Source organism: Thalassobacillus sp. B23F22_16 (assembly GCF_043496955.1).
In the GTDB taxonomy this organism is placed as follows: domain Bacteria; phylum Bacillota; class Bacilli; order Bacillales; family Halobacillaceae; genus Thalassobacillus; species Thalassobacillus devorans_A.
The window spans coordinates 13,829-31,897 of sequence record NZ_JBIEKD010000029.1 but is presented as its reverse complement, the minus strand read 5'-3'; the positions used below and the strand labels follow the sequence as shown (position 1 = coordinate 31,897).

Below are 18,069 nucleotides of genomic sequence, written 5' to 3'. Positions count from 1 at the left end.
TCAATTCGACGTTATAAGTTTAGCTATTTCCTGGTAGGTCATTTCAGAATCAAGCTGGAATTGGCCGACCTGAAGGTTGCGGCTGTAACCTGCTTCATCTAAATATTGTTGGAAATTTACCTTATTTATAATCAAGCCTTCTTCTTCCAGAAATTCTGTAATTGTTTCTGAGTTCATCCCTGGTTCGATTTTAAGAGTAGTACTGGTAAATCTATTGTTTTCAGGCGAGAAGACCGCTAACTCATCATTGCTTATGGGCGCTTCTTGTTGCTTCTCTTTCAGTCCAAGCTCGTATTGATTTGTCAGCATTTCCTCTAATTCCGTTTCTTCTATTAATATGTATCCTTCTTTAGTTGCATCTCCAGTTTCTTCCTGTAAAAACATTTCCTCAGGAAATCCGACAAAGTGCATGACAAGAAAATATACTAATGAAGATGCAAGTAAGCCAAAAGAAAAAGCTCTTACCGTATGTTTCATGCCTTTCGCCTCGCAGAGCTCAGATGGTCAAGATTCCTTTTGGGATGATGGTCTGCTACTCCGTCCTTTATGGGGTCATCTTGGAGGGATTGTTTATATTGTGGCTCGTTTTCTTTAGCAGGCAATGAGACGAGTAACTCTTCCTCTAGAATATTTACCTTTCGCTTTAATTTATAGCTTTCCTGTAGAGATGTAATCGATATTTGTTCCACCTCATCTTCCAACTGCTTCAAGCGATCATTCATAAAAAACGAAGCCAAAAATAGAAATAGACCGGTAATAGTTATGGTTATGAAGGCTATGATCATGTCGTTCACTCCTATGTAAGTTACAGTTACATTTATATCACATACATCCAACTTTTTCTACATGATCATTTAATACATTAATTTAATAGGAATGCTTGAAACGCCAAAGTAGTTCTGCTATTATAAATAAGTCTGATATTATCAAGTAGAGATATGAAACGAGATAGGATATGGAGGGATAAACATGCGTGTAAATATTACACTTGCTTGCACTGAAACTGGTGACCGCAATTATATTACAACTAAAAACAAGCGTACAAATCCGGAGCGCCTGGAGCTGAAAAAGTATAGCCCACGTCTTCGTAAATATACGCTTCATCGTGAAACTAAGTAAGCAGTAGGATATTTGATCCTACTGTTTTTTTATACCTAGGTCTGTTAAATCTCACTCAATGATTTTCAGATAAAGCTCCCTTTAACAGAAGACTCAGTTTCGAGATAGTTGGATCTGTTACCATAAGTGGAAAGCGAGTAGTTTCCCAACCAGCCCTGACGCTATTATGGTAAAGAACCCTTACTATCTTGAAACTGAGTCTTCCACAATTCGGCCCTATGGTTGAATAAGCTTCTTAGAAGTCAAATGGGGTTAATACATACGTAAGATAAAATTTTTCTGGTTAGGAGTGATTATATGGATAAAGTCCAATTAAGGGCAAGGGGCAAGCAAATAATGGCCAGTCTATCTAAGGATGAAAAAGGATTGATCGAGCAGAAATTGGCGGATCAGCTGCTCCAATCTGAGATATATAAAGAAGCAGACACGATTGGCATCACTATTTCTCAAAAGAATGAATGGAATACATCACCTATTATTGAAAAGTCCTGGCAACTGGGAAAGACAGCTGCTGTTCCGAAATGTGACCCCGGGCCTCGCCATTTACATTTTTATCAATTAGATGATTTCAATCAATTAGAAACAGTTTTTTACGGTTTGCAAGAGCCAAATCCGAATTTATGTGAACCTAAAAAAAAGAGTGCCATTGATTTAATTATCGTACCTGGATTGTTGTTTGATACCCGTGGGTATAGGATTGGGTATGGCGGGGGCTACTATGATCGTTTCTTATCGGATTATCAGGGAAAGACGGTTGCTCTTGCTTCCAATGCACAGGTTGTCGAGGCGCTTCCGCATGAAGCTTTTGATATTCCGGTTGATCATTTGATAACCGAGGATGGTTTTGTGTTTTAATAAGGCTAATCATCTTTGCAGTAGGAGGGAAGCATATGAATAGTCGTTATTCGAGACAAGTATTATTTCCACCAATTGGAGAAGAAGGTCAGGATCTTCTTAGCAGGAAAACGGTATTGGTTGTAGGTGCCGGTGCCCTGGGGACAGTAGTCAGCAATCATCTTGTCAGAGCGGGTGTGGGTTATATCCGGATCGTAGACAGAGATTTTGTCGAGTTTAGTAACCTTCAGCGTCAAATGCTTTACACCCAAAAGGACGCGGAGGATATGCTGCCGAAAGCTGTAGCTGCTGAAAAGAGACTGAAAGACATCAATTCGGAAATATCAGTGGAAGGAATTGTAACAGATGTTACGGCTGATAACATAGAAAAATTGATGGAAGGCGTCGACGTAGTAATAGATGGAACCGATAATTTTTCCACACGATACCTTCTGAATGATGCATGCTTTAAACTTGGGATTCCGTATGCCTACGGTGGTGCTGTCAGCTCAAGAGGTATGACGGCATTGTTCATCCCAGGGAAGACGCCATGTTTAAGGTGTGTTGTTCCGGATGGTGCAGGTAGTGGCCAGACATGTGATACAGTGGGGGTCATTGCTCCGGTGGTTGATATGGTATCTTCTCACCAGGTGGTAGAAGTGATGAAATATTTAACAGACAACAAAAATGCTCTGAGAGGCGATTTATTAACGTTTGATATTTGGCAGAATCAGCAATTTTCCATGAAGCTGAAAAAACCGGTAACATATTGTACGACGTGTCAAACTAGTGAGTATCCTTATCTTCATTCCGGTGCTGATGAAGATTATAGTGTTCTTTGTGGAAGAGATTCTGTACAGATACACAAACAATCAGAGCTGGATTTACAGCTGTGGAACCAACGTCTCACCTCCGTTGCTAAAGTGAAAAAAACACCTTTCCTATTGAAAGCTGAGTTAGATAGCGGTGAAACTTTAGTACTGTTTCCAGATGGCAGGGTCTTGATACAAGGGGTGGAGGAAGTCTCTAGAGCAAAAACTCTATATGATCGGCTAATTGGCTCTTGAAGTTACTAAAGTTGTCATGATTTCAAACGCTTTCATTCATTGCAGAGTTTGTGAAATAGTGTACAATCTAAAGTGTAAGGTTAGTAAACGAGGGGAGTGCTGAAAATGGAAAGAGTAAATCGTGTTGCATTGATCGGGACAGGGTTTGTCGGTTCAAGTTATGCTTTTGCTTTATTGAATCAAGGGGTAGCGGATGAGTTGGTAATGATTGATCTAAATAAAGATAAATCTGAAGGGGATGCTATGGATCTTAATCATGGAGTTCCATTTGCACCTGGCAGTAAAAAGATTTGGTTCGGGGATTATCAGGATTGTAAAGATGCTGACTTGGTAGTCATTACAGCTGGAGCGAACCAGAAGCCAGGGGAAACCAGGCTGGATTTAGTAGAAAAGAACAGTAACATTTTCAAAGAAATTGTTACTGCTGTCATGAATAGCGGCTTCGATGGGATCTTCCTGGTAGCAACCAATCCTGTCGATATCCTGACGTATATGACTTGGAAATTTTCCGGACTGCCATCTCATCGGGTCATTGGTTCAGGAACGATATTAGATACAGCAAGGCTTCGCTACCTGTTAAGCGATTACTTTGATGTCGATGCACGAAATATACATGCCTACATCATGGGAGAGCACGGTGACTCTGAATTGCCGGTTTGGAGCCATGCTAATGTTGGAGGCAGATCTGTGTTTGACCGCATCCATGACCGTCCAGATCAATACAAGGTAGAAGATCTTGATGATATTTTCGTCAATGTCCGTGACGCTGCTTACCATATCATCCAACGTAAAGGCGCAACTTATTACGGCATTGCGATGGGACTGGTGAGGCTCACAAAAGCTATATTGCACAATGAAAACTCTATCCTTACAGTTTCAGCCTATTTAGAAGGGGAATACGAGGAAGAAGACCTGTATATTGGTGTTCCTGCCATTGTTAATCGGACAGGAATCCGGGAAGTACTTCACTTGAATTTAGATAACGAGGAAAAGGAAAAGTTTAAAAAATCTGCTGATGTTCTTAGAGAGACCATGGACCCACTGGTTGATAAGTTTTTCGAGAATAAATAAGCTCTTTTGTGAAAAGATAAAGGTATCCAACTGATTTTGAAGGGGTGTCTTTATGAGAGCTGTTGTTTCTACCATCATCGGTTTTTCCATATTATTGTTATTGTTGAAATATCGTTTTAAACTGATCAACCAACTACTTGCTATTCAATTGATCAGAAAATTGGTGACCATTTTCCTCATTAATATTCCTGGTGTGAGAGAAAGAATGTTTCGAGCATCATCTTTATAAATATTAAGAAGGAAAGCATGCAGGGTCTGTAGCTGCCGAGCAATACCGGCGCTTCAGACTCTTTTTATATTCCTATGTAAATAATTTTTAACTTTATAAAGCTTCACTTTTTTTTTGTAACTATTTTATTGTTGAAAAAATTATTTTAAGAATATAATCGTTGGATTTCTACCATATTCTAGACCATGATATGATAAGAGGAGGAAGGAGCCGGGCTATGTTTATTGAGGAAGAATTTTATTTTTGGAAGCTGACTCATGACCTGGTGGTCAACCAGGGTTTTGATATCCTCCATGTCAATGAAATGACCAGTGAAGTGTGGCTGGAAAAACAAATAAATCGTAAAAATCATATAGTTAGGCTGTATCGCTCCCAATTTGATTGGTCGAACCATATAAAAAAAGACATTGCTCGCATCAATCAGCATATTCAGAAGAATAAGCATATGTTCGTGGGGAAGGAAATAAATGTCCACGCTGTTTATGTGTCAGAATATAGTCCTGTTGATGAGTGGGATGGTCTGGTACGCCCATTAAAAGTAAAAGGGAAGAAAGACATGTACTTGACAGTGCATTATTTAGATCGATCTGAGCGAGAGCTAAAGCGTGGCAAATTATATGAAGCGTTGCAGCTTTCTCCGTTACCTCAACAGCCAGATCTCATAAATATAGATATTCATGAATTAGAGGCAGAAGTCGAACACCTGAAACAGGAGATATTATTTCAGCGGGATAAAAGTAGAAAAGAACAAGAAAAGTTGTTCGATTATGGTAAACCTTTCATGACACGTGTACTTTTAGTTATCAACATAGCTGTTTTTCTATATATAGAGATGAATGGACAAAGTACTTCGGTAATGAATTTAATTGAATTTGGTGCTAAATATAATCCTGCTATTATCGAAGGTGAATGGTGGAGGATTGTAACTTCTATGTTCATCCACATCGGGGTGCTGCACTTATTTATGAACATGCTTGCTTTGTACTATTTAGGTATGGCGGTAGAAAAAATATTTGGTACGATCCGTTTTACTTTCATATATTTTTTAGCTGGAATTTTCGGTGGCGTTACCAGTTTTGCATTAAATCCTCAAGTTGCCGCAGGAGCATCAGGAGCTATATTTGGGTTGTTCGGTGCACTGCTATTTTTTGGCGTCAAGCACAAACGCATCTTTTTCCGGACGATGGGGCGCAACTTGTTATTTATTATTGGTTTGAATGTTGTCCTGGGACTATCGGTGCCTCAAATTGACAATGGTGCCCATATGGGCGGATTGGCAGGAGGTTTTATTGCCAGCGCAATCGTGAACCTGCCAAAAAACCGCCAGCCATTATGGCAAATAATAGCGGTTGCAGGTTATGCGGCAGCCCTTATAACATTAGGTCTTTATGGCTTTTTACAGGCAGATAATCAACAGCATACAGCGGTAGATGTAGAGATGTCTAATTCTATGCTGGAAGAAAATAGATTTAATGAAAGTATTACCTATACAACACAAGCTTTAGAAAAGGACGGCGATTACACTTCCTATTTACTTTTCAATCGGGCCGTTGCCTATTACGAAACCGCCGAAATAGACAAAGCCCAGGCTGACTTGGAGCAAGTGGTTGAGCTAGAGCCTGATATGGCAGAAGCACACTATAATTTGGCATTGATTTATCGTAATAAAGGCGATAATGAGAAAGCTATTGTCCATGCAAAGAAGGCGAAAGACCTTCGTCCTTCCAATGAAGACTTTGAAGATTTGTACAATCAATTAAATGAATAATATTGAATCAACTGTTCCTTTCTTCCTTGGTCGTCTTCAAAAAGAACCAGTAGATGGTCAGCTTTTTTGGAAAAAAGAATCAAAGGTATATAACTTTGAATCGGGTGCCCTGTTGATTTTTCATCTGTGATTCCTAGCACGTAATTTTTATAGAGCCCTTCCCAGAGTTGACCAAGAATTCTTGTTGTATCCTCTTTTGATACACCTGGAATCGCTTTTTTCTCATATTTATATAAGTCAGTCAACGGGACAGCTTCATATTCTTCTTTTGGGATATTAAAGTGTGCGATCAACTCGTCCCATTGGTAATCCAATTGCTGTTGGATAGAATGGTTAATGGTCTTAGTCCATTCTTTATCTTCTCCCGTTTCTGGAGTATGGAAGCTTTCCAACGGAGTGTGTGGGGAGTCTACGACATATAATTGATCATAGGAAAGTGTTTGGATGCTTTTGATTACATCTTCCGGGTAATGGATTTCCCCATGATGAAAAGTAATTGCCTGATAAAGACTTGTATCTTCGCCGTGAAGAACAGAGGACTGTTCGATTTTCTGTCCATTCTCCCGCCATTTGTTCAGAATACCTTTCAATTGGCCATTCACATATAATAATGATAAGTCCTGTCTTAAATACATCGACTCATTGCTTTCTGATATACTTTCCCATTTTACTTCGTATTCGTCGGCATCCGTTTCAGATTCAAAACTTAACCGAGTCTCCGCTTTCAGGAAATTTTTCGTTTCATCAATGGGGAAGTACTTAATGACGTTTTCTGTACCAGTTCGGAAAGATTGGTATAACATTACAACCAGAAGGAATATTGCCAGTACCATTATTGTTGCCCATACATATTTCTTCATCTGCTCGTCCCCTTTTTAATCAGACGCCTTTTTACATGTTATATGAGTGAAAAACACATTTATGCTACTGAACGGAGGAATAATGATGCAAAAAAATATTAATCATATGGTGAACTATTTGAAAGAACTGGTTAGCATTCCAAGTCCATCAGGGGATACGGAAGAAATTATCCGTTTCTGTGAAAATTTATTGAAGATGCATCAAAGGGTGGAAATGACAACCACCAATAAAGGAGCACTGCTTGCAACGATTAGAGGAAACAATGACAAGAAGCAACGGGTATTGACCGCACATTTGGATACTTTGGGGGCAATGGTAAAAGAAATAAAATCCGATGGAAAAATTCGTTTATCAATGATTGGCGGATTTAAATGGAATAGTGTAGAAGGTGAGTATTGTACGATACATACGATGGAGGATGAAAACTATACAGGTACTATACTGATGCATCAGGCATCTGTCCATGTTTACCAGGGTGTTGGAAAAGAGAAACGAAATGATCAGAATATCGAAATAAGACTGGATGAACAAGTGGACAGTAAAGAAGAGGTTGAAACTCTGGGGATCAATGTAGGGGATTTCGTATCCTTTGACCCACGTTATCAATATACAGATAGTGGCTATATAAAGTCTCGTCATTTAGATGATAAAGCGAGTGCCGCAATTTTACTGCATATGATTGAAGAGATTTCAGAAAATGAATTAGAAATCCCTTATACCACCCATTTCTTCTTTTCCAATAATGAAGAAATCGGTTATGGTGCCAATGCAAGTATTCCGCATCAAACGGTAGAATACATTGCCGTTGATATGGGGGCAATCGGGGACGGGCAGACTTCAACAGAGCATGATGTATCTATATGTGCAAAAGATTCAAGCGGTCCCTATCACCTTGGATTAAAAAACCAGTTGGTCCGCCTTGCAAACAGTAATAATATCGCTTATCAAGTAGATATCTATCCTTATTACGGTTCAGATGCTTCCGCCGCAATACGTGCCGGCTTTGATATTAAGCATGGACTGGTAGGCCCGGGAATTGATGCCTCTCACTCTTTTGAAAGAACGCACACCGATTCGTTATGGAACACGTATCAATTACTGATGGCCTATATTCAAGCACCCATGATTAAATGATGAATCATTCTTCTTTGTTAGTACAAACTACCCTTATCAGCTGTTGATAAGGGTGGTTGGATGAAAGAGAAGCAACAGTTATTTTCGGAGTATAAGAAAAATATAGACTATCTGCATGATTACTTGGGGATTGAAAAGAGCTTTGATCTTATTCAACTGGATGTACATTATGCGGAACGAAACATGTCGTTATTTATGGTGGATGGCTTTGTTAAGGATGAGATTCTTAACCGTCTCATGGAGTTTTTAGCTAGGATTGAAAGCGAACATTTAGATCCGGAGCCACTAGAAAATCTTTTAAAGCGTTACATTCCTTATGTAGAACTGGAACAGACGGACGATTTGAACGATGCCGGTGATAAAGTGTTGGCGGGTCCTACCGCTTTGGTGGTCGAAGGGTTGGACGTTGTTTTACTGATTGACGCCAGAACCTATCCTGTTCGAGGACCGGAGGAGCCGGATTTGGAACGGGTAACTCGTGGTTCAAGGGACGGATTCGTGGAAACGATTGTATTTAATACGGCACTGACGAGACGCCGGGTAAGGGATCGTAGTCTCCGGATGGAATATATGCAGATTGGCCGACGATCTCAGACAGACATCTGTTTATGTTATATAGAAGATATAGCAGATGACAGCCGGGTGGAGCATCTAAAGTCTATACTGGACAAAATCGATACCGATGCTCTTCCAATGGCAGAAAAGACGGTTGAGGAATTTTTAAGTGGAGAACATTGGAACCCCTATCCGAAAATCAGGTATACCGAAAGGCCTGATACTGCTGCGGCGCACTTATATGAGGGACATGTGTTAATCATGATCGACGGTTCACCAAGCGTGATGATAACCCCTGCAACTTATTGGCATCATTTGCAGCATGCTGAAGAATATCGCCAGAAGCCGGTCGTAGGGGCTTATCTGCGATTTGTCCGCTTTTTTGCCGTGCTTGCATCGATTTTTATTTTACCGCTTTATTATTTGTTTTCGATATCACCAGACATGCTTCCTGAAGCATGGAGTTTTATTGGACCAGCAGAAGCGGCCGCCATCCCATTGATTGCACAGTTTTTAGTAGCAGAGTTTGGTATTGACATGTTGAAAATGGCGGCTATTCATACCCCTTCTTCACTAGCTACGGCTTTGGGATTGGTAGCAGCCATTCTGATTGGCCAGGTGGCAGTCGAGGTTGGCTTATTTTCTAATGAAGTTGTCCTTTACCTTGCGATAGCAGCGATCGGAACCTTTACCACTCCGAGTTATGAATTGAGCCTAGCTAACCGGATGGTAAGAATCGCTTTATTAATAGTTACAGCATTATTTGGATTGGCTGGGTATGTAATAGGTATCACGGTTTGGTTATTGAACCTTGTGAGGATGAAAACATTTAAAACTCCATATTTTTGGCCATTTTTGCCTTTTAATGCAAGAGCAATGCGAGATGTGTTAATTCGATCACCAATCCCTTTGAAAAACCGTCGCCCCGCCTTTTTGCACCCGAAAGACCCGGACAGGTAAAATTGTCCGGGTCTTTTCATTAGCCGATATTTCAATTCTAACCACTGATTGATATAATACATACAGGTGATGACGATGAAAACAATTTATGATATTCAACAATTGCTGAAAAAATTTGGCACCTTCATTTATATAGGGGATCGATTAGCTGATTTAGAGTTGATGGAGGAAGAAATAAAAGAACTCCATCAAGCCCAGTGTATGTCCAATGAGGATTACCAAATGGCAATTTTATTGTTGAGAAGTGAAGCGGCCCGGGAACGGGATAGACAAAAAGGGAGAGAATAATATGCAAAAGTACTACATAGGAGCAGATATCGGCGGGACCACTATAAAAATGGCAGTGATCACGGAACAAGGCAGCATTCATGAAAAATGGGAAATCCCCACCAACCATGAAGATAACGGAGAACATATTCCAGAAGATATAACAGTTTCATTAAAAGAAGTATTAGCCCAGTTGAACATCGGGATGAGCCAGGTACTAGGTTTAGGCGCGGGTGCCCCTGGCTTTGTCGATACCGAGACGGGCTTTGTTTATCAAACAGTGAATATCGGCTGGAAGGACTTCGACCTTGCTAAAATATTGAATGAAAAAACCGGTCTGCCTATTTTCGTCGATAATGATGCGAACCTGGCGGCATTAGGAGAAAAGTGGAAAGGATCCGGTGAAGATGCCGATGATTTAATAGCTGTTACACTGGGGACAGGTGTTGGAGGTGGCATCGTTGCTAATGGTGCAGTTATAAATGGAGCTAACGGTACTGGTGGAGAGATCGGCCACATAACTGTAATTCCATCAGGCGGGGCAAGCTGCAACTGTGGAAAAACCGGCTGCCTGGAAACGATTGCTTCCGCCACTGGGATTGTCAGACTTGCAAAAGAAGCTATAAAGAGGAACCCTGATTCTTTATTAAGTAATTATTCCTCATCTGATGATCCATTGACTGCAAAAGAAGTGTTTGACGCAGCGGCGGAAGGTGATAAGGAAGCGAAAGAAGTTTTGGCCTATGTAACAGATATTTTAGGCATGACAATTGCGAACCTTGCAATTGCCTGCAATCCCTCCAAAATAGTCATTGGCGGCGGTGTTTCCAAGGCAGGAGAGAAATTACTCATTCCTTTGAGGGAGTCTTTTGATAAGTATGCGTTACCTCGTACAAGCGAAGCTTGTGAATTTGCCATAGCCGAGCTCGGAAATGATGCAGGTGTCATCGGCGGTGCATTTCTAGTTAAACAAAATTTATAATGGTGACATCTAAGAACAGGGCTGTAAAAAAGCAGTCCTGTTTTTACATGTAATTCCATATGATAACCGTTGCTTTTCTGAGAGCTATCGCTTATAATTTTCTTTTAGCCGGATATGATGGAGACATTCAGAGACCGGTATGTAAAGTGTTTGTAACCGAACGGTAAAAAAATAAATGAAACTTTTCTGGTACAATAGTCGTCATATTAGGAGATAGGTTTAATATGAATGATAAATGGATATTGTAAAATACAGGTGTGTTTCATGTAAATCTTATGTAAACATGAAAGCCCTGGAAGGTTGAGGAGGATATAACCATGCAAGCATCAAAATTCAAAATACCTTTATTTATAATTGCTACTGTATTATTTGGCTTGAAGACGTATATCGTTTATAAATATATGTTTAATCTCTCCATTGAAAATACTATGCAGGAATTGATCCTGTTTTTGAACCCATTTGTAAGTGCATATCTGGTTTTCGCCATAAGTGTATGGCTAAAGCCTAGAAGACAGATGAAATATTTACGGTGGACGATGGTTATCGGAACATTGATCCTTTACCTGAATCTAGTATTCTATCGTAACTTTACTGATTTCATTACTATCCCAGTGCTATTCCAGGGTAACAATGCCGCTGATTTAGGAGGCAGTTTGCTTTCATTGATGCATTTGCCAGATATTTTCTTGTTCCTGGATATAGTCATCGTGTGGTTTTTGAGTAAGCGCACTACACGATTTGCGGTTGATTTTCCAAAGGCAGGGAAGATTGCAGCAACAGCTGTTACTTTCCTCTTGTTGACAGCTAACGTCGTTTTGGCTGAAATGGAACGGCCAATGTTGTTTGTTCGTGCTTTCGACCGCGAATATTTAGTGAAGAACATCGGAATTTTCAACTACCATGCGTACGATGCAACAATGACTACCAAGACAAAAGCACAGCGTGTATTAGCTGATGGCAGCGAAGTGAAAGAAATCGAAACGTATATGCGTGAAAATACAAGTAATGACGAAAAGACTGACCTTTTCGGTATTGCTAAAGACAAAAACGTTATATTTGTATCAGTAGAATCAATGCAGAATTTTGTGTTGGATGAAGAAGTTAACGGAAAAGAAATCACTCCTTTCATGAATGACTTAAAAGAGAGCAAGGATACGATCTTCTTCCCTAACTTTTATCACCAGACAGCACAGGGTAAAACATCTGATTCGGAATTTCTTGTAGAAAACAGTATGTATCCTCTTCCTAGAGGTGCTGTATATTTCACTCATGCTAGTAATGAATATAATTCCTTACCGGAAATATTGAATGAAGAAGATTACTATACTTCTGTATATCATGCTAACAACAAGAGTTTCTGGAACCGTGATTCCATGTATGACAATATTGGTTATGATAAGTTTTTTGATGAACAGTCATTTGAAGAAAATGAAGAGAATTCATTTGGCTGGGGACTGGAAGATAAGGCGTTCTTTGAACAATCGATCAAGTATCTAAAAGAGCAGGATCAGCCTTTCTACAGCAAGTTTATTACACTGACGCACCACTTCCCGTTTGAGTTACCGGAAGACAAGGCTAATATTGATAAGTATGATTCGAACTCCAGGACACTAAATAATTATATGCCGACAGCCCGGTATACAGATGAATCATTAGAGGATTTCTTCCAGCAGCTGAAGGATGCCGGTTTATATGAAGACTCCATCATTGTGTTGATGGGTGACCACTATGGTATTAGTGACTTCCACAATAAAGCAATGAGTCAATTCCAGGGGAAAGAAATAGATGGCTACCAGCATGTGCAGAACCAGCGTGTACCATTTATGATTCATATCCCTGGGTATGACAAAGGAAAGCAATATGATAAAATCGCTGGTCAGATTGATGTGAAGCCAACATTATTGCATTTGATGGGAATCGAAGAAGGAAACGACCTATCGTTTGGCACGAACATGTTCGCTGAAGATCGCAAAGACTTTATAGCCATGCGTGATGGAAGCTTTGTTACAGACGAATATGTATACAAAAGCGAAGTATGCTACGACCGGGAAACAGGTGAACCAATTGAGGAAACAGCAGAAGAATCACCTTGTGCACCTTTCCAGGAAAAAGTAGAGAAAGAACTTGGATACTCTGACAGTCTTATCTATGGCGACCTGCTTCGCTTCTACAACTTCGATAACGGCAAACATCAAACGAAAGAAGAAGTAGAAGAATTGGAAAAGTCAGCAGAACAATAAATCTTAATCATTATAATTTTGATGAAAAAGGCACCCATTGGGGTGTCTTTTTTTATAATGAAGTAAGCAGTCAAAAAGGGAGAGAATAGGGGAATGGAAATTTATGATTCTGAAATGCTATACAAAGATATAGCTCAATATAAGCAAATGGAGTCAGCAAGTGTAGAAATCATTGGCGAGACAGTTTTAAAAAAGCCGATCTATTCCGTCACGGTTGGAAAGGGGCCTTTTCTAGTGCATTGGAATGCAGGTTTTCATGGTAATGAATGGATAACATCCAAAGTTATAATGGATATCCTCGGCGAATTGGTGGAAGCACTGGAAGATGGAAGAGAATTGGAAGGATTAAATGTGAGGAAAATCTTTGATCAAATCACCCTGCAGGTCGTCCCTATGGTTAATATGGATGGTGTGGACTTGGCGATTCATGGCTTGGAAAAGGCAGGGGGTTATACCGATCTTATTCTTAATTGTAACCAGATCAATAAAACCTTTACTTCATGGAAAGCAAATATCCGGGGAGTAGATTTGAATAAGCAGTTTCCTGCCGGTTGGAAGGTAGAGAAGGAACGTAAGCCTGCTCAGCCATCATTCAGGGATTTTCCGGGCTATGCCCCTCTTACAGAACCTGAGGCAAGGGCAATGGCTGACCTGCTAAAAAACAATGATATAGAAAGAGTCTTATGTTTTCATTCCCAGGGCGAGGTCATTTACTTTGGCTATCAAAATAAACGGCCGATGAATTCACAAAGGGTTGTCGAAAATTTTCAAAGAGCAAGCGGATATGAACCGATTTGTACCTTTGATAGCCATGCCGGAATGAAAGATTGGTTTATTGACAACTATAGAAAGGAAGGATATACGATAGAAGTAGGTAAAGGAATCAATCCCTTACCACTATCACAATATACATCCATCTTGAATAAAGTTCGACCCATTGCTTTGCTATCTCTATTGCCCAACTAAGCATTATCTTCTATTATCATGTAAGTCAGGTTGCTCGAAGAAACGAACGGTCATAAAAGCATGAAGATGGATAAGTTTATTAATCGAAAGTTGGTGAAAAAGTGGAACATACTGTTTTTCAATTTCAAAATGTGAGTGATGATATCCTCCATAATCTGAATTTCGAAATCAACAAAAACGAAAAAGTTATCTTATTTGGACCTTCCGGAGCGGGAAAAAGTTCTTTATTGTTTTTATTCAACCGATTAAGGGACCCTAAGCAAGGAGATATCAATTACAATGGCAAACCGATAACGGAATATGTAATTTCACAGCTGCGAAGGAAAGTCGGTCTGCTGCTACAATCCCCGAATTTATTCCCAGGTACTGTATTAGATAATTTGAAATATGGACCTTCGCTATGCGGGGAATGGAATCCTGATGATGCTAAAAAGCTGCTGGAGTATGTTCAACTTCCAGAGAGTTATTTAAATCGAAAGGTTGACCAGCTATCCGGTGGGGAACAACAACGTGTTTCCCTGGGCCGTACATTGGCCAATTCCCCTGATGTGCTTTTATTGGATGAGCCTACGAGTGCCTTAGATTATCGTACCGCAGAGGAAATAGAAGAAGTATTGGAAAGACTGATCGAGGAGCACCAGTTGACGATGATTATGGTTACCCATGATTTGAAACAAGCTAAAAGGCTTGGTGAACGTGGGTTATTCCTCATGGATGGCGAGCTTAAAGAGGATGGAGACCTCGAATCCATGCTGACAGACCCGAAGACAGAAGAATTAAAAGAATTCATACAGGATTAGGAGAATGGTATATGGAACCGGAAATATCTAACCAATCGTTACTGTTTCTGATTATTTTTGTACTTGTGCCTTTGACACTATCTTATTATTATCAACTGGGCATGAGCAAAGACATCGTTTGGTCTTCTATACGTGGGACGGTACAACTGTTTGCCATCGGCTACATATTGACTTTCCTCTTTGACTTGAATCCGTTTATGGGTATTCCATTGATGTTATCTATTATGATTATCATAGCCACATTCCATGCATGGAATAAAGGAAAAGAGCTGCCGCATGCATTCCTGGTGATTTTACTTGGATTAATAATAGTAGAAGTAAGTGTGTTAACGCTGTGGCTGGCTTTTGATATGGTGGAGTTCACCCCGTCTGAAGTAATTCCAATGAGTGGAATGGTTATAGGAAACAGCATGGTTGCAATGGGGCTTGCGCTGGAGCGGATGAAAAGTGAATTCACGGAAAACAGTGGTCGCTTAATGGCCGCCCTGTCCCTCGGAGCAAAGCCGAGCCAGGCTTCTCACTTAATTGTGACAAAAACACTGAACGCAGCTTTGATTCCGAATGTTGATCGTTTGAAAACGATCGGACTCGTACAGCTGCCTGGTATGATGACTGGGTTGATACTCGGGGGTGTCGCTCCGGTAATGGCCATTAAATATCAGCTTGTGATTTCCTTGAGCATTTTTTCTTCCGTTTCCTTAAGTGCTATGTTTGTAACTATGGCAATGTACCGTTATTTCTTTAATAAGAATGATCAGTTATTGGAAAATGAGGAGGAACTTCGCAATCAGCAAAAATAAAAGTACAAAAGCGCAAGCGCCTTGCTAGTAATGACGTTCGACTAAAAACGGCACGTCCTGTGCGGCGGAGCTGGATGTAACCCACCACGTAAGGTTATTCACAAAAAGATAATTTTGTAATTTCCGAGAAAACGAAAAAACCTTGCCACAAAAAAAGTGGCAAGGTTTTGTGTTATTTTATCCAAATAACCGTACGTAAATCGTCATGACAGAGAACCAGCCGAAAATTAATGCTGAAGCTCCTGCAAACAATACTGCAAAGAAATTTTTCGTTTTCAATTCGCGGAATACGGCAAGTACGCAAAGAATTGCGACTAGTAAAAGAATGATAGCTGTTACCAAACTCAGCACCCCCTAAACCCTTCACTGTGTAGTATCCATAGCTTAACGTTGGATGTTATAATGGCTATGTAAAAACCTTTTCATTCCTCATACATTTTATAGTATGGAGTAGAATTTGTCGAGTTATTCTATAAGAATTTTAATAAAACATCGCAAAGGAGTCAATAGGCTTATGGAAATTGTGCAAATGCCCCTTGGTCCGCTTGGGACGAATTGCTATATCGTATCTAATGACGAAAAGGAGTGTCTGATTGTTGATCCAGGTGGAGACAGCAGGCAATTGACTGATTACCTCACCGAACGTCATTTAAAACCTGTTGCTATCGTTTTGACGCACGCTCATTTTGATCATATAGGCGCGGTTGATGATGTAAGGGATCAATTCAATATTCCTGTGTATGTACATAAGGAAGAAGCTGACTGGTTGTCAGATCCTCAGTTAAATGGATCAGCTTTTTTTCAAATGGGATCTGTGGCAGCTCGGAGAGCAGAAAGAATGATCGATACAGGGGAAAGGAAAGTCGGTTCTTTTTGGTTTGAAGTGAGACATACGCCAGGACACTCTCCAGGAAGCGTGTCACTGGTTTTTTTAGAGGAAGGATTCGTCATAGCGGGTGATGCATTATTTCAGCGTGGTATCGGTCGTACGGACCTTCCAGGCGGAGATATGAATACTTTGCTTAATAGTATTAAGAAACAATTGTTTACACTCCCTGAAGATTTAAAGGTTTATCCAGGTCATGGTCCATCCACTACAATTGGTGAAGAAAAACGGGAGAATCCATTCGCCGGCATGTAAAAGGGCAAAAAAAGATCCTTCTTGATTATTCAAGAAGGATCTTAGGGGGGATGTGCTCTGCTCTTTTGTTGGTTAGGGATAAAAGTTAAGCTACTATAAATAATTATAAACGAAATTATCACTATGTCAATAGTGTAAATTACAAAGGGGAAGGCAATGGAAGACATTTTAAGAGCTTTAATTAAAGATCACCCGAAACAATCGATTGGGTATGATACATTCATTGATTACTCGCTGTACCATGAGAAATACGGTTATTATCAAAAAGGTGGGGTTAAAGTAGGGAAGGAAGGCGATTTCTACACCTCCAGTATGATCCATAAAGTTTTTGCCCATATATTTGCTGATTATTTCTATAATACAAGCCGCAGGCTGAACATGCCGTTAGCCATTTGTGAAATTGGCGGGGGAGATGGGACATTTGCCCGTGAGGTGATTAACCGCTTAAGCCTGACAACTAAAGACTTTACCTATCACCTGATTGAGAAAAGTCCCTACCATCGTGAGAAAATTAAGGAAGGAACAGACACCGATTACTTATCTTTATATCATCATTTGGACGAATTCAAAGCCAGAAATCCTTATTTCGAGGGGATCGTCTTCTCCAATGAGTGGCTGGACGCTCAACCCGTAAAAGTGGTGGAGATAAAGGATGGTATACCGATGGAAATCCGAATTGCACTGGATGAAAGTGAGGATTTTATAGAAATATATTATCCACTGACTGTTGAATTAGCTGATTTTGTAAAGACTTACAATCTTCCTTTAAGGGAAGAAGGTCAACGCATGGAAATTCCGGGCTACATGGAAACATTGGCAAAGGAATTGGACAGCATGTTACATAAGGGAGTTATTGTGACAGTGGATTATGGTTATAGGAATGCAGAGTGGCAGCATCCGGCTCGAAAAAAAGGAAGCCTTAGAGGGTATTATCAGCACAGACTTATTTATGATGTGCTTCAGTTACCGGGGATGATGGATATAACCCACCACCTGCACTGGGATGTATGGAAAGCTATCGGAAAGAAAATGGGATGGGAAAACGGTTTCATTATTAAACAAAATGATTTCCTCCTTCGGTCAGGGATTATGGATGAGCTGATTACCCATACTAATCCTGATCCATTTTCGGAAGAAAGTAAAAAAAATCGTGCGATTCGCACGTTGATAACAGGAGAGGGGTTTAGCGAAGCTTTCGATGTGGTTGTACAAGCAAAAAAAGTGACTATTCCCGCTATATAAAGAACCAGACTAAAAAATCTGTTATCCAATTAA

20 protein-coding genes are annotated in these 18,069 nt (G+C 40.1%); 16 read left to right on the top strand and 4 right to left on the bottom strand.

Annotated elements, in window-relative coordinates:
* Positions 1-477, bottom strand: a complete 477-nt coding sequence (locus tag ACGTNI_RS17480; protein WP_394463930.1) for a hypothetical protein — start codon at positions 475-477, stop codon at positions 1-3.
* Positions 474-785 (bottom strand): hypothetical protein, encoded by a 312-nt coding sequence (locus ACGTNI_RS17475; protein ID WP_085508876.1) that lies wholly within the window; start codon positions 783-785, stop codon positions 474-476. Before ACGTNI_RS17475 ends, ACGTNI_RS17480 begins: the two co-directional genes overlap by 4 nt.
* A gap of 184 nt (positions 786-969) precedes the next feature.
* Between ACGTNI_RS17475 and rpmG the strand changes: the two genes are divergently transcribed.
* From rpmG to ACGTNI_RS17445, 6 genes are all read left to right on the top strand, one after another.
* Positions 970-1,119: a 50S ribosomal protein L33 gene (gene rpmG / locus ACGTNI_RS17470; RefSeq protein WP_028783218.1), complete on the top strand. Its 150-nt coding sequence runs from the start codon at positions 970-972 to the stop codon at positions 1,117-1,119.
* 297 nt (positions 1,120-1,416) lie between these two features.
* Positions 1,417-1,974: a 5-formyltetrahydrofolate cyclo-ligase gene (locus ACGTNI_RS17465; protein WP_394463929.1), complete on the top strand. Its 558-nt coding sequence runs from the start codon at positions 1,417-1,419 to the stop codon at positions 1,972-1,974.
* Between the two features lie 35 nt (positions 1,975-2,009).
* Positions 2,010-3,020 carry a ThiF family adenylyltransferase gene (locus ACGTNI_RS17460; RefSeq protein WP_085508874.1) on the top strand — a complete coding sequence of 337 codons (1,011 nt, stop codon included), beginning with the start codon at positions 2,010-2,012 and terminating at the stop codon, positions 3,018-3,020.
* Positions 3,021-3,125: 105 nt separating this feature from the next.
* Positions 3,126-4,091, top strand: coding sequence for an L-lactate dehydrogenase (locus ACGTNI_RS17455; RefSeq protein WP_085508873.1), 966 nt, complete (start codon positions 3,126-3,128; stop codon positions 4,089-4,091).
* Positions 4,092-4,143: 52 nt separating this feature from the next.
* Positions 4,144-4,320: a protein YqgO gene (yqgO, locus tag ACGTNI_RS17450; RefSeq protein WP_157620209.1), complete on the top strand. Its 177-nt coding sequence runs from the start codon at positions 4,144-4,146 to the stop codon at positions 4,318-4,320.
* A 217-nt stretch (positions 4,321-4,537) separates the two neighbouring features.
* Positions 4,538-6,088 (top strand): rhomboid family intramembrane serine protease, encoded by a 1,551-nt coding sequence (locus ACGTNI_RS17445; protein ID WP_394463928.1) that lies wholly within the window; start codon positions 4,538-4,540, stop codon positions 6,086-6,088.
* On the opposite strand, the gene ACGTNI_RS17440 is transcribed toward ACGTNI_RS17445, so the two are convergent.
* On the bottom strand, positions 6,073-6,948 hold the full coding sequence (locus ACGTNI_RS17440) for a hypothetical protein (RefSeq protein WP_394463927.1): 876 nt from the start codon (positions 6,946-6,948) through the stop codon (positions 6,073-6,075). The genes ACGTNI_RS17445 and ACGTNI_RS17440 overlap by 16 nt on opposite strands.
* An 85-nt stretch (positions 6,949-7,033) precedes the next feature.
* Between ACGTNI_RS17440 and ACGTNI_RS17435 the strand changes: the two genes are divergently transcribed.
* The 8 genes from ACGTNI_RS17435 to ACGTNI_RS17400 all read left to right on the top strand — a co-directional run bounded on the left by ACGTNI_RS17435 (position 7,034) and on the right by ACGTNI_RS17400 (position 15,653).
* Positions 7,034-8,083, top strand: coding sequence for a M42 family metallopeptidase (locus ACGTNI_RS17435; protein ID WP_394463926.1), 1,050 nt, complete (start codon positions 7,034-7,036; stop codon positions 8,081-8,083).
* Positions 8,084-8,143: 60 nt separating this feature from the next.
* A complete protein-coding gene (locus ACGTNI_RS17430; protein WP_085508869.1) occupies positions 8,144-9,598 on the top strand; it encodes a spore germination protein in 1,455 nt (484 codons plus the stop codon).
* Positions 9,599-9,673: 75 nt separating this feature from the next.
* On the top strand, positions 9,674-9,886 hold the full coding sequence (locus tag ACGTNI_RS17425) for a YqgQ family protein (RefSeq protein WP_394463925.1): 213 nt from the start codon (positions 9,674-9,676) through the stop codon (positions 9,884-9,886).
* 1 nt (position 9,887) lies between these two features.
* Complete coding sequence (locus tag ACGTNI_RS17420) at positions 9,888-10,847, top strand: ROK family glucokinase (protein WP_394463924.1); 960 nt, start codon at positions 9,888-9,890, stop codon at positions 10,845-10,847.
* Between the two features lie 317 nt (positions 10,848-11,164).
* Positions 11,165-13,087 (top strand): LTA synthase family protein, encoded by a 1,923-nt coding sequence (locus ACGTNI_RS17415; RefSeq protein WP_085508866.1) that lies wholly within the window; start codon positions 11,165-11,167, stop codon positions 13,085-13,087.
* 93 nt (positions 13,088-13,180) lie between these two features.
* Entirely contained in the window at positions 13,181-14,053 is an 873-nt protein-coding gene (locus ACGTNI_RS17410; RefSeq protein WP_394463923.1) for a M14 family metallopeptidase, read from the top strand.
* A gap of 101 nt (positions 14,054-14,154) precedes the next feature.
* Positions 14,155-14,853 (top strand): ABC transporter ATP-binding protein, encoded by a 699-nt coding sequence (locus ACGTNI_RS17405; protein WP_394463922.1) that lies wholly within the window; start codon positions 14,155-14,157, stop codon positions 14,851-14,853.
* An 11-nt stretch (positions 14,854-14,864) separates the two neighbouring features.
* Entirely contained in the window at positions 14,865-15,653 is a 789-nt protein-coding gene (locus ACGTNI_RS17400) for an ABC transporter permease (RefSeq protein ID WP_085508863.1), read from the top strand.
* 177 nt (positions 15,654-15,830) lie between these two features.
* Here ACGTNI_RS17400 and ACGTNI_RS17395 read toward each other — a convergent pair whose 3' ends face one another.
* On the bottom strand, positions 15,831-15,995 hold the full coding sequence (locus ACGTNI_RS17395) for a DUF2759 domain-containing protein (protein ID WP_085508862.1): 165 nt from the start codon (positions 15,993-15,995) through the stop codon (positions 15,831-15,833).
* 172 nt (positions 15,996-16,167) lie between these two features.
* On the opposite strand from ACGTNI_RS17395, the gene ACGTNI_RS17390 reads away from it, so the two are divergent.
* Both ACGTNI_RS17390 and ACGTNI_RS17385 read left to right on the top strand, forming a co-directional pair.
* On the top strand, positions 16,168-16,794 hold the full coding sequence (locus tag ACGTNI_RS17390) for an MBL fold metallo-hydrolase (protein WP_394463921.1): 627 nt from the start codon (positions 16,168-16,170) through the stop codon (positions 16,792-16,794).
* Between the two features lie 156 nt (positions 16,795-16,950).
* Positions 16,951-18,036, top strand: a complete 1,086-nt coding sequence (locus ACGTNI_RS17385) for an SAM-dependent methyltransferase (protein WP_394463920.1) — start codon at positions 16,951-16,953, stop codon at positions 18,034-18,036.
* The last annotated feature ends 33 nt before the right edge of the window (positions 18,037-18,069 follow it).

Excerpts from the sequence above, each read along its gene's own strand:
- ACGTNI_RS17455 (WP_085508873.1), top strand. The coding sequence starts at position 3,126 with ATGGAAAGAGTAAATCGTGTTGCATTGATCGGGACAGGGTTTGTCGGT.
- rpmG (WP_028783218.1), top strand. The coding sequence starts at position 970 with ATGCGTGTAAATATTACACTTGCTTGCACTGAAACTGGTGACCGCAAT.
- ACGTNI_RS17460 (WP_085508874.1), top strand. The coding sequence starts at position 2,010 with ATGAATAGTCGTTATTCGAGACAAGTATTATTTCCACCAATTGGAGAA.
- ACGTNI_RS17445 (WP_394463928.1), top strand. The coding sequence starts at position 4,538 with ATGTTTATTGAGGAAGAATTTTATTTTTGGAAGCTGACTCATGACCTG.
- ACGTNI_RS17425 (WP_394463925.1), top strand. The coding sequence starts at position 9,674 with ATGAAAACAATTTATGATATTCAACAATTGCTGAAAAAATTTGGCACC.
- ACGTNI_RS17475 (WP_085508876.1), bottom strand. The coding sequence starts at position 785 with ATGATCATAGCCTTCATAACCATAACTATTACCGGTCTATTTCTATTT.
- ACGTNI_RS17400 (WP_085508863.1), top strand. The coding sequence starts at position 14,865 with ATGGAACCGGAAATATCTAACCAATCGTTACTGTTTCTGATTATTTTT.
- yqgO (WP_157620209.1), top strand. The coding sequence starts at position 4,144 with ATGAGAGCTGTTGTTTCTACCATCATCGGTTTTTCCATATTATTGTTA.
- ACGTNI_RS17390 (WP_394463921.1), top strand. The coding sequence starts at position 16,168 with ATGGAAATTGTGCAAATGCCCCTTGGTCCGCTTGGGACGAATTGCTAT.
- ACGTNI_RS17415 (WP_085508866.1), top strand. The coding sequence starts at position 11,165 with ATGCAAGCATCAAAATTCAAAATACCTTTATTTATAATTGCTACTGTA.
- ACGTNI_RS17385 (WP_394463920.1), top strand. The coding sequence starts at position 16,951 with ATGGAAGACATTTTAAGAGCTTTAATTAAAGATCACCCGAAACAATCG.
- ACGTNI_RS17430 (WP_085508869.1), top strand. The coding sequence starts at position 8,144 with ATGAAAGAGAAGCAACAGTTATTTTCGGAGTATAAGAAAAATATAGAC.
- ACGTNI_RS17480 (WP_394463930.1), bottom strand. The coding sequence starts at position 477 with ATGAAACATACGGTAAGAGCTTTTTCTTTTGGCTTACTTGCATCTTCA.
- ACGTNI_RS17410 (WP_394463923.1), top strand. The coding sequence starts at position 13,181 with ATGGAAATTTATGATTCTGAAATGCTATACAAAGATATAGCTCAATAT.
- ACGTNI_RS17420 (WP_394463924.1), top strand. The coding sequence starts at position 9,888 with ATGCAAAAGTACTACATAGGAGCAGATATCGGCGGGACCACTATAAAA.
- ACGTNI_RS17440 (WP_394463927.1), bottom strand. The coding sequence starts at position 6,948 with ATGAAGAAATATGTATGGGCAACAATAATGGTACTGGCAATATTCCTT.
- ACGTNI_RS17435 (WP_394463926.1), top strand. The coding sequence starts at position 7,034 with ATGCAAAAAAATATTAATCATATGGTGAACTATTTGAAAGAACTGGTT.
- ACGTNI_RS17465 (WP_394463929.1), top strand. The coding sequence starts at position 1,417 with ATGGATAAAGTCCAATTAAGGGCAAGGGGCAAGCAAATAATGGCCAGT.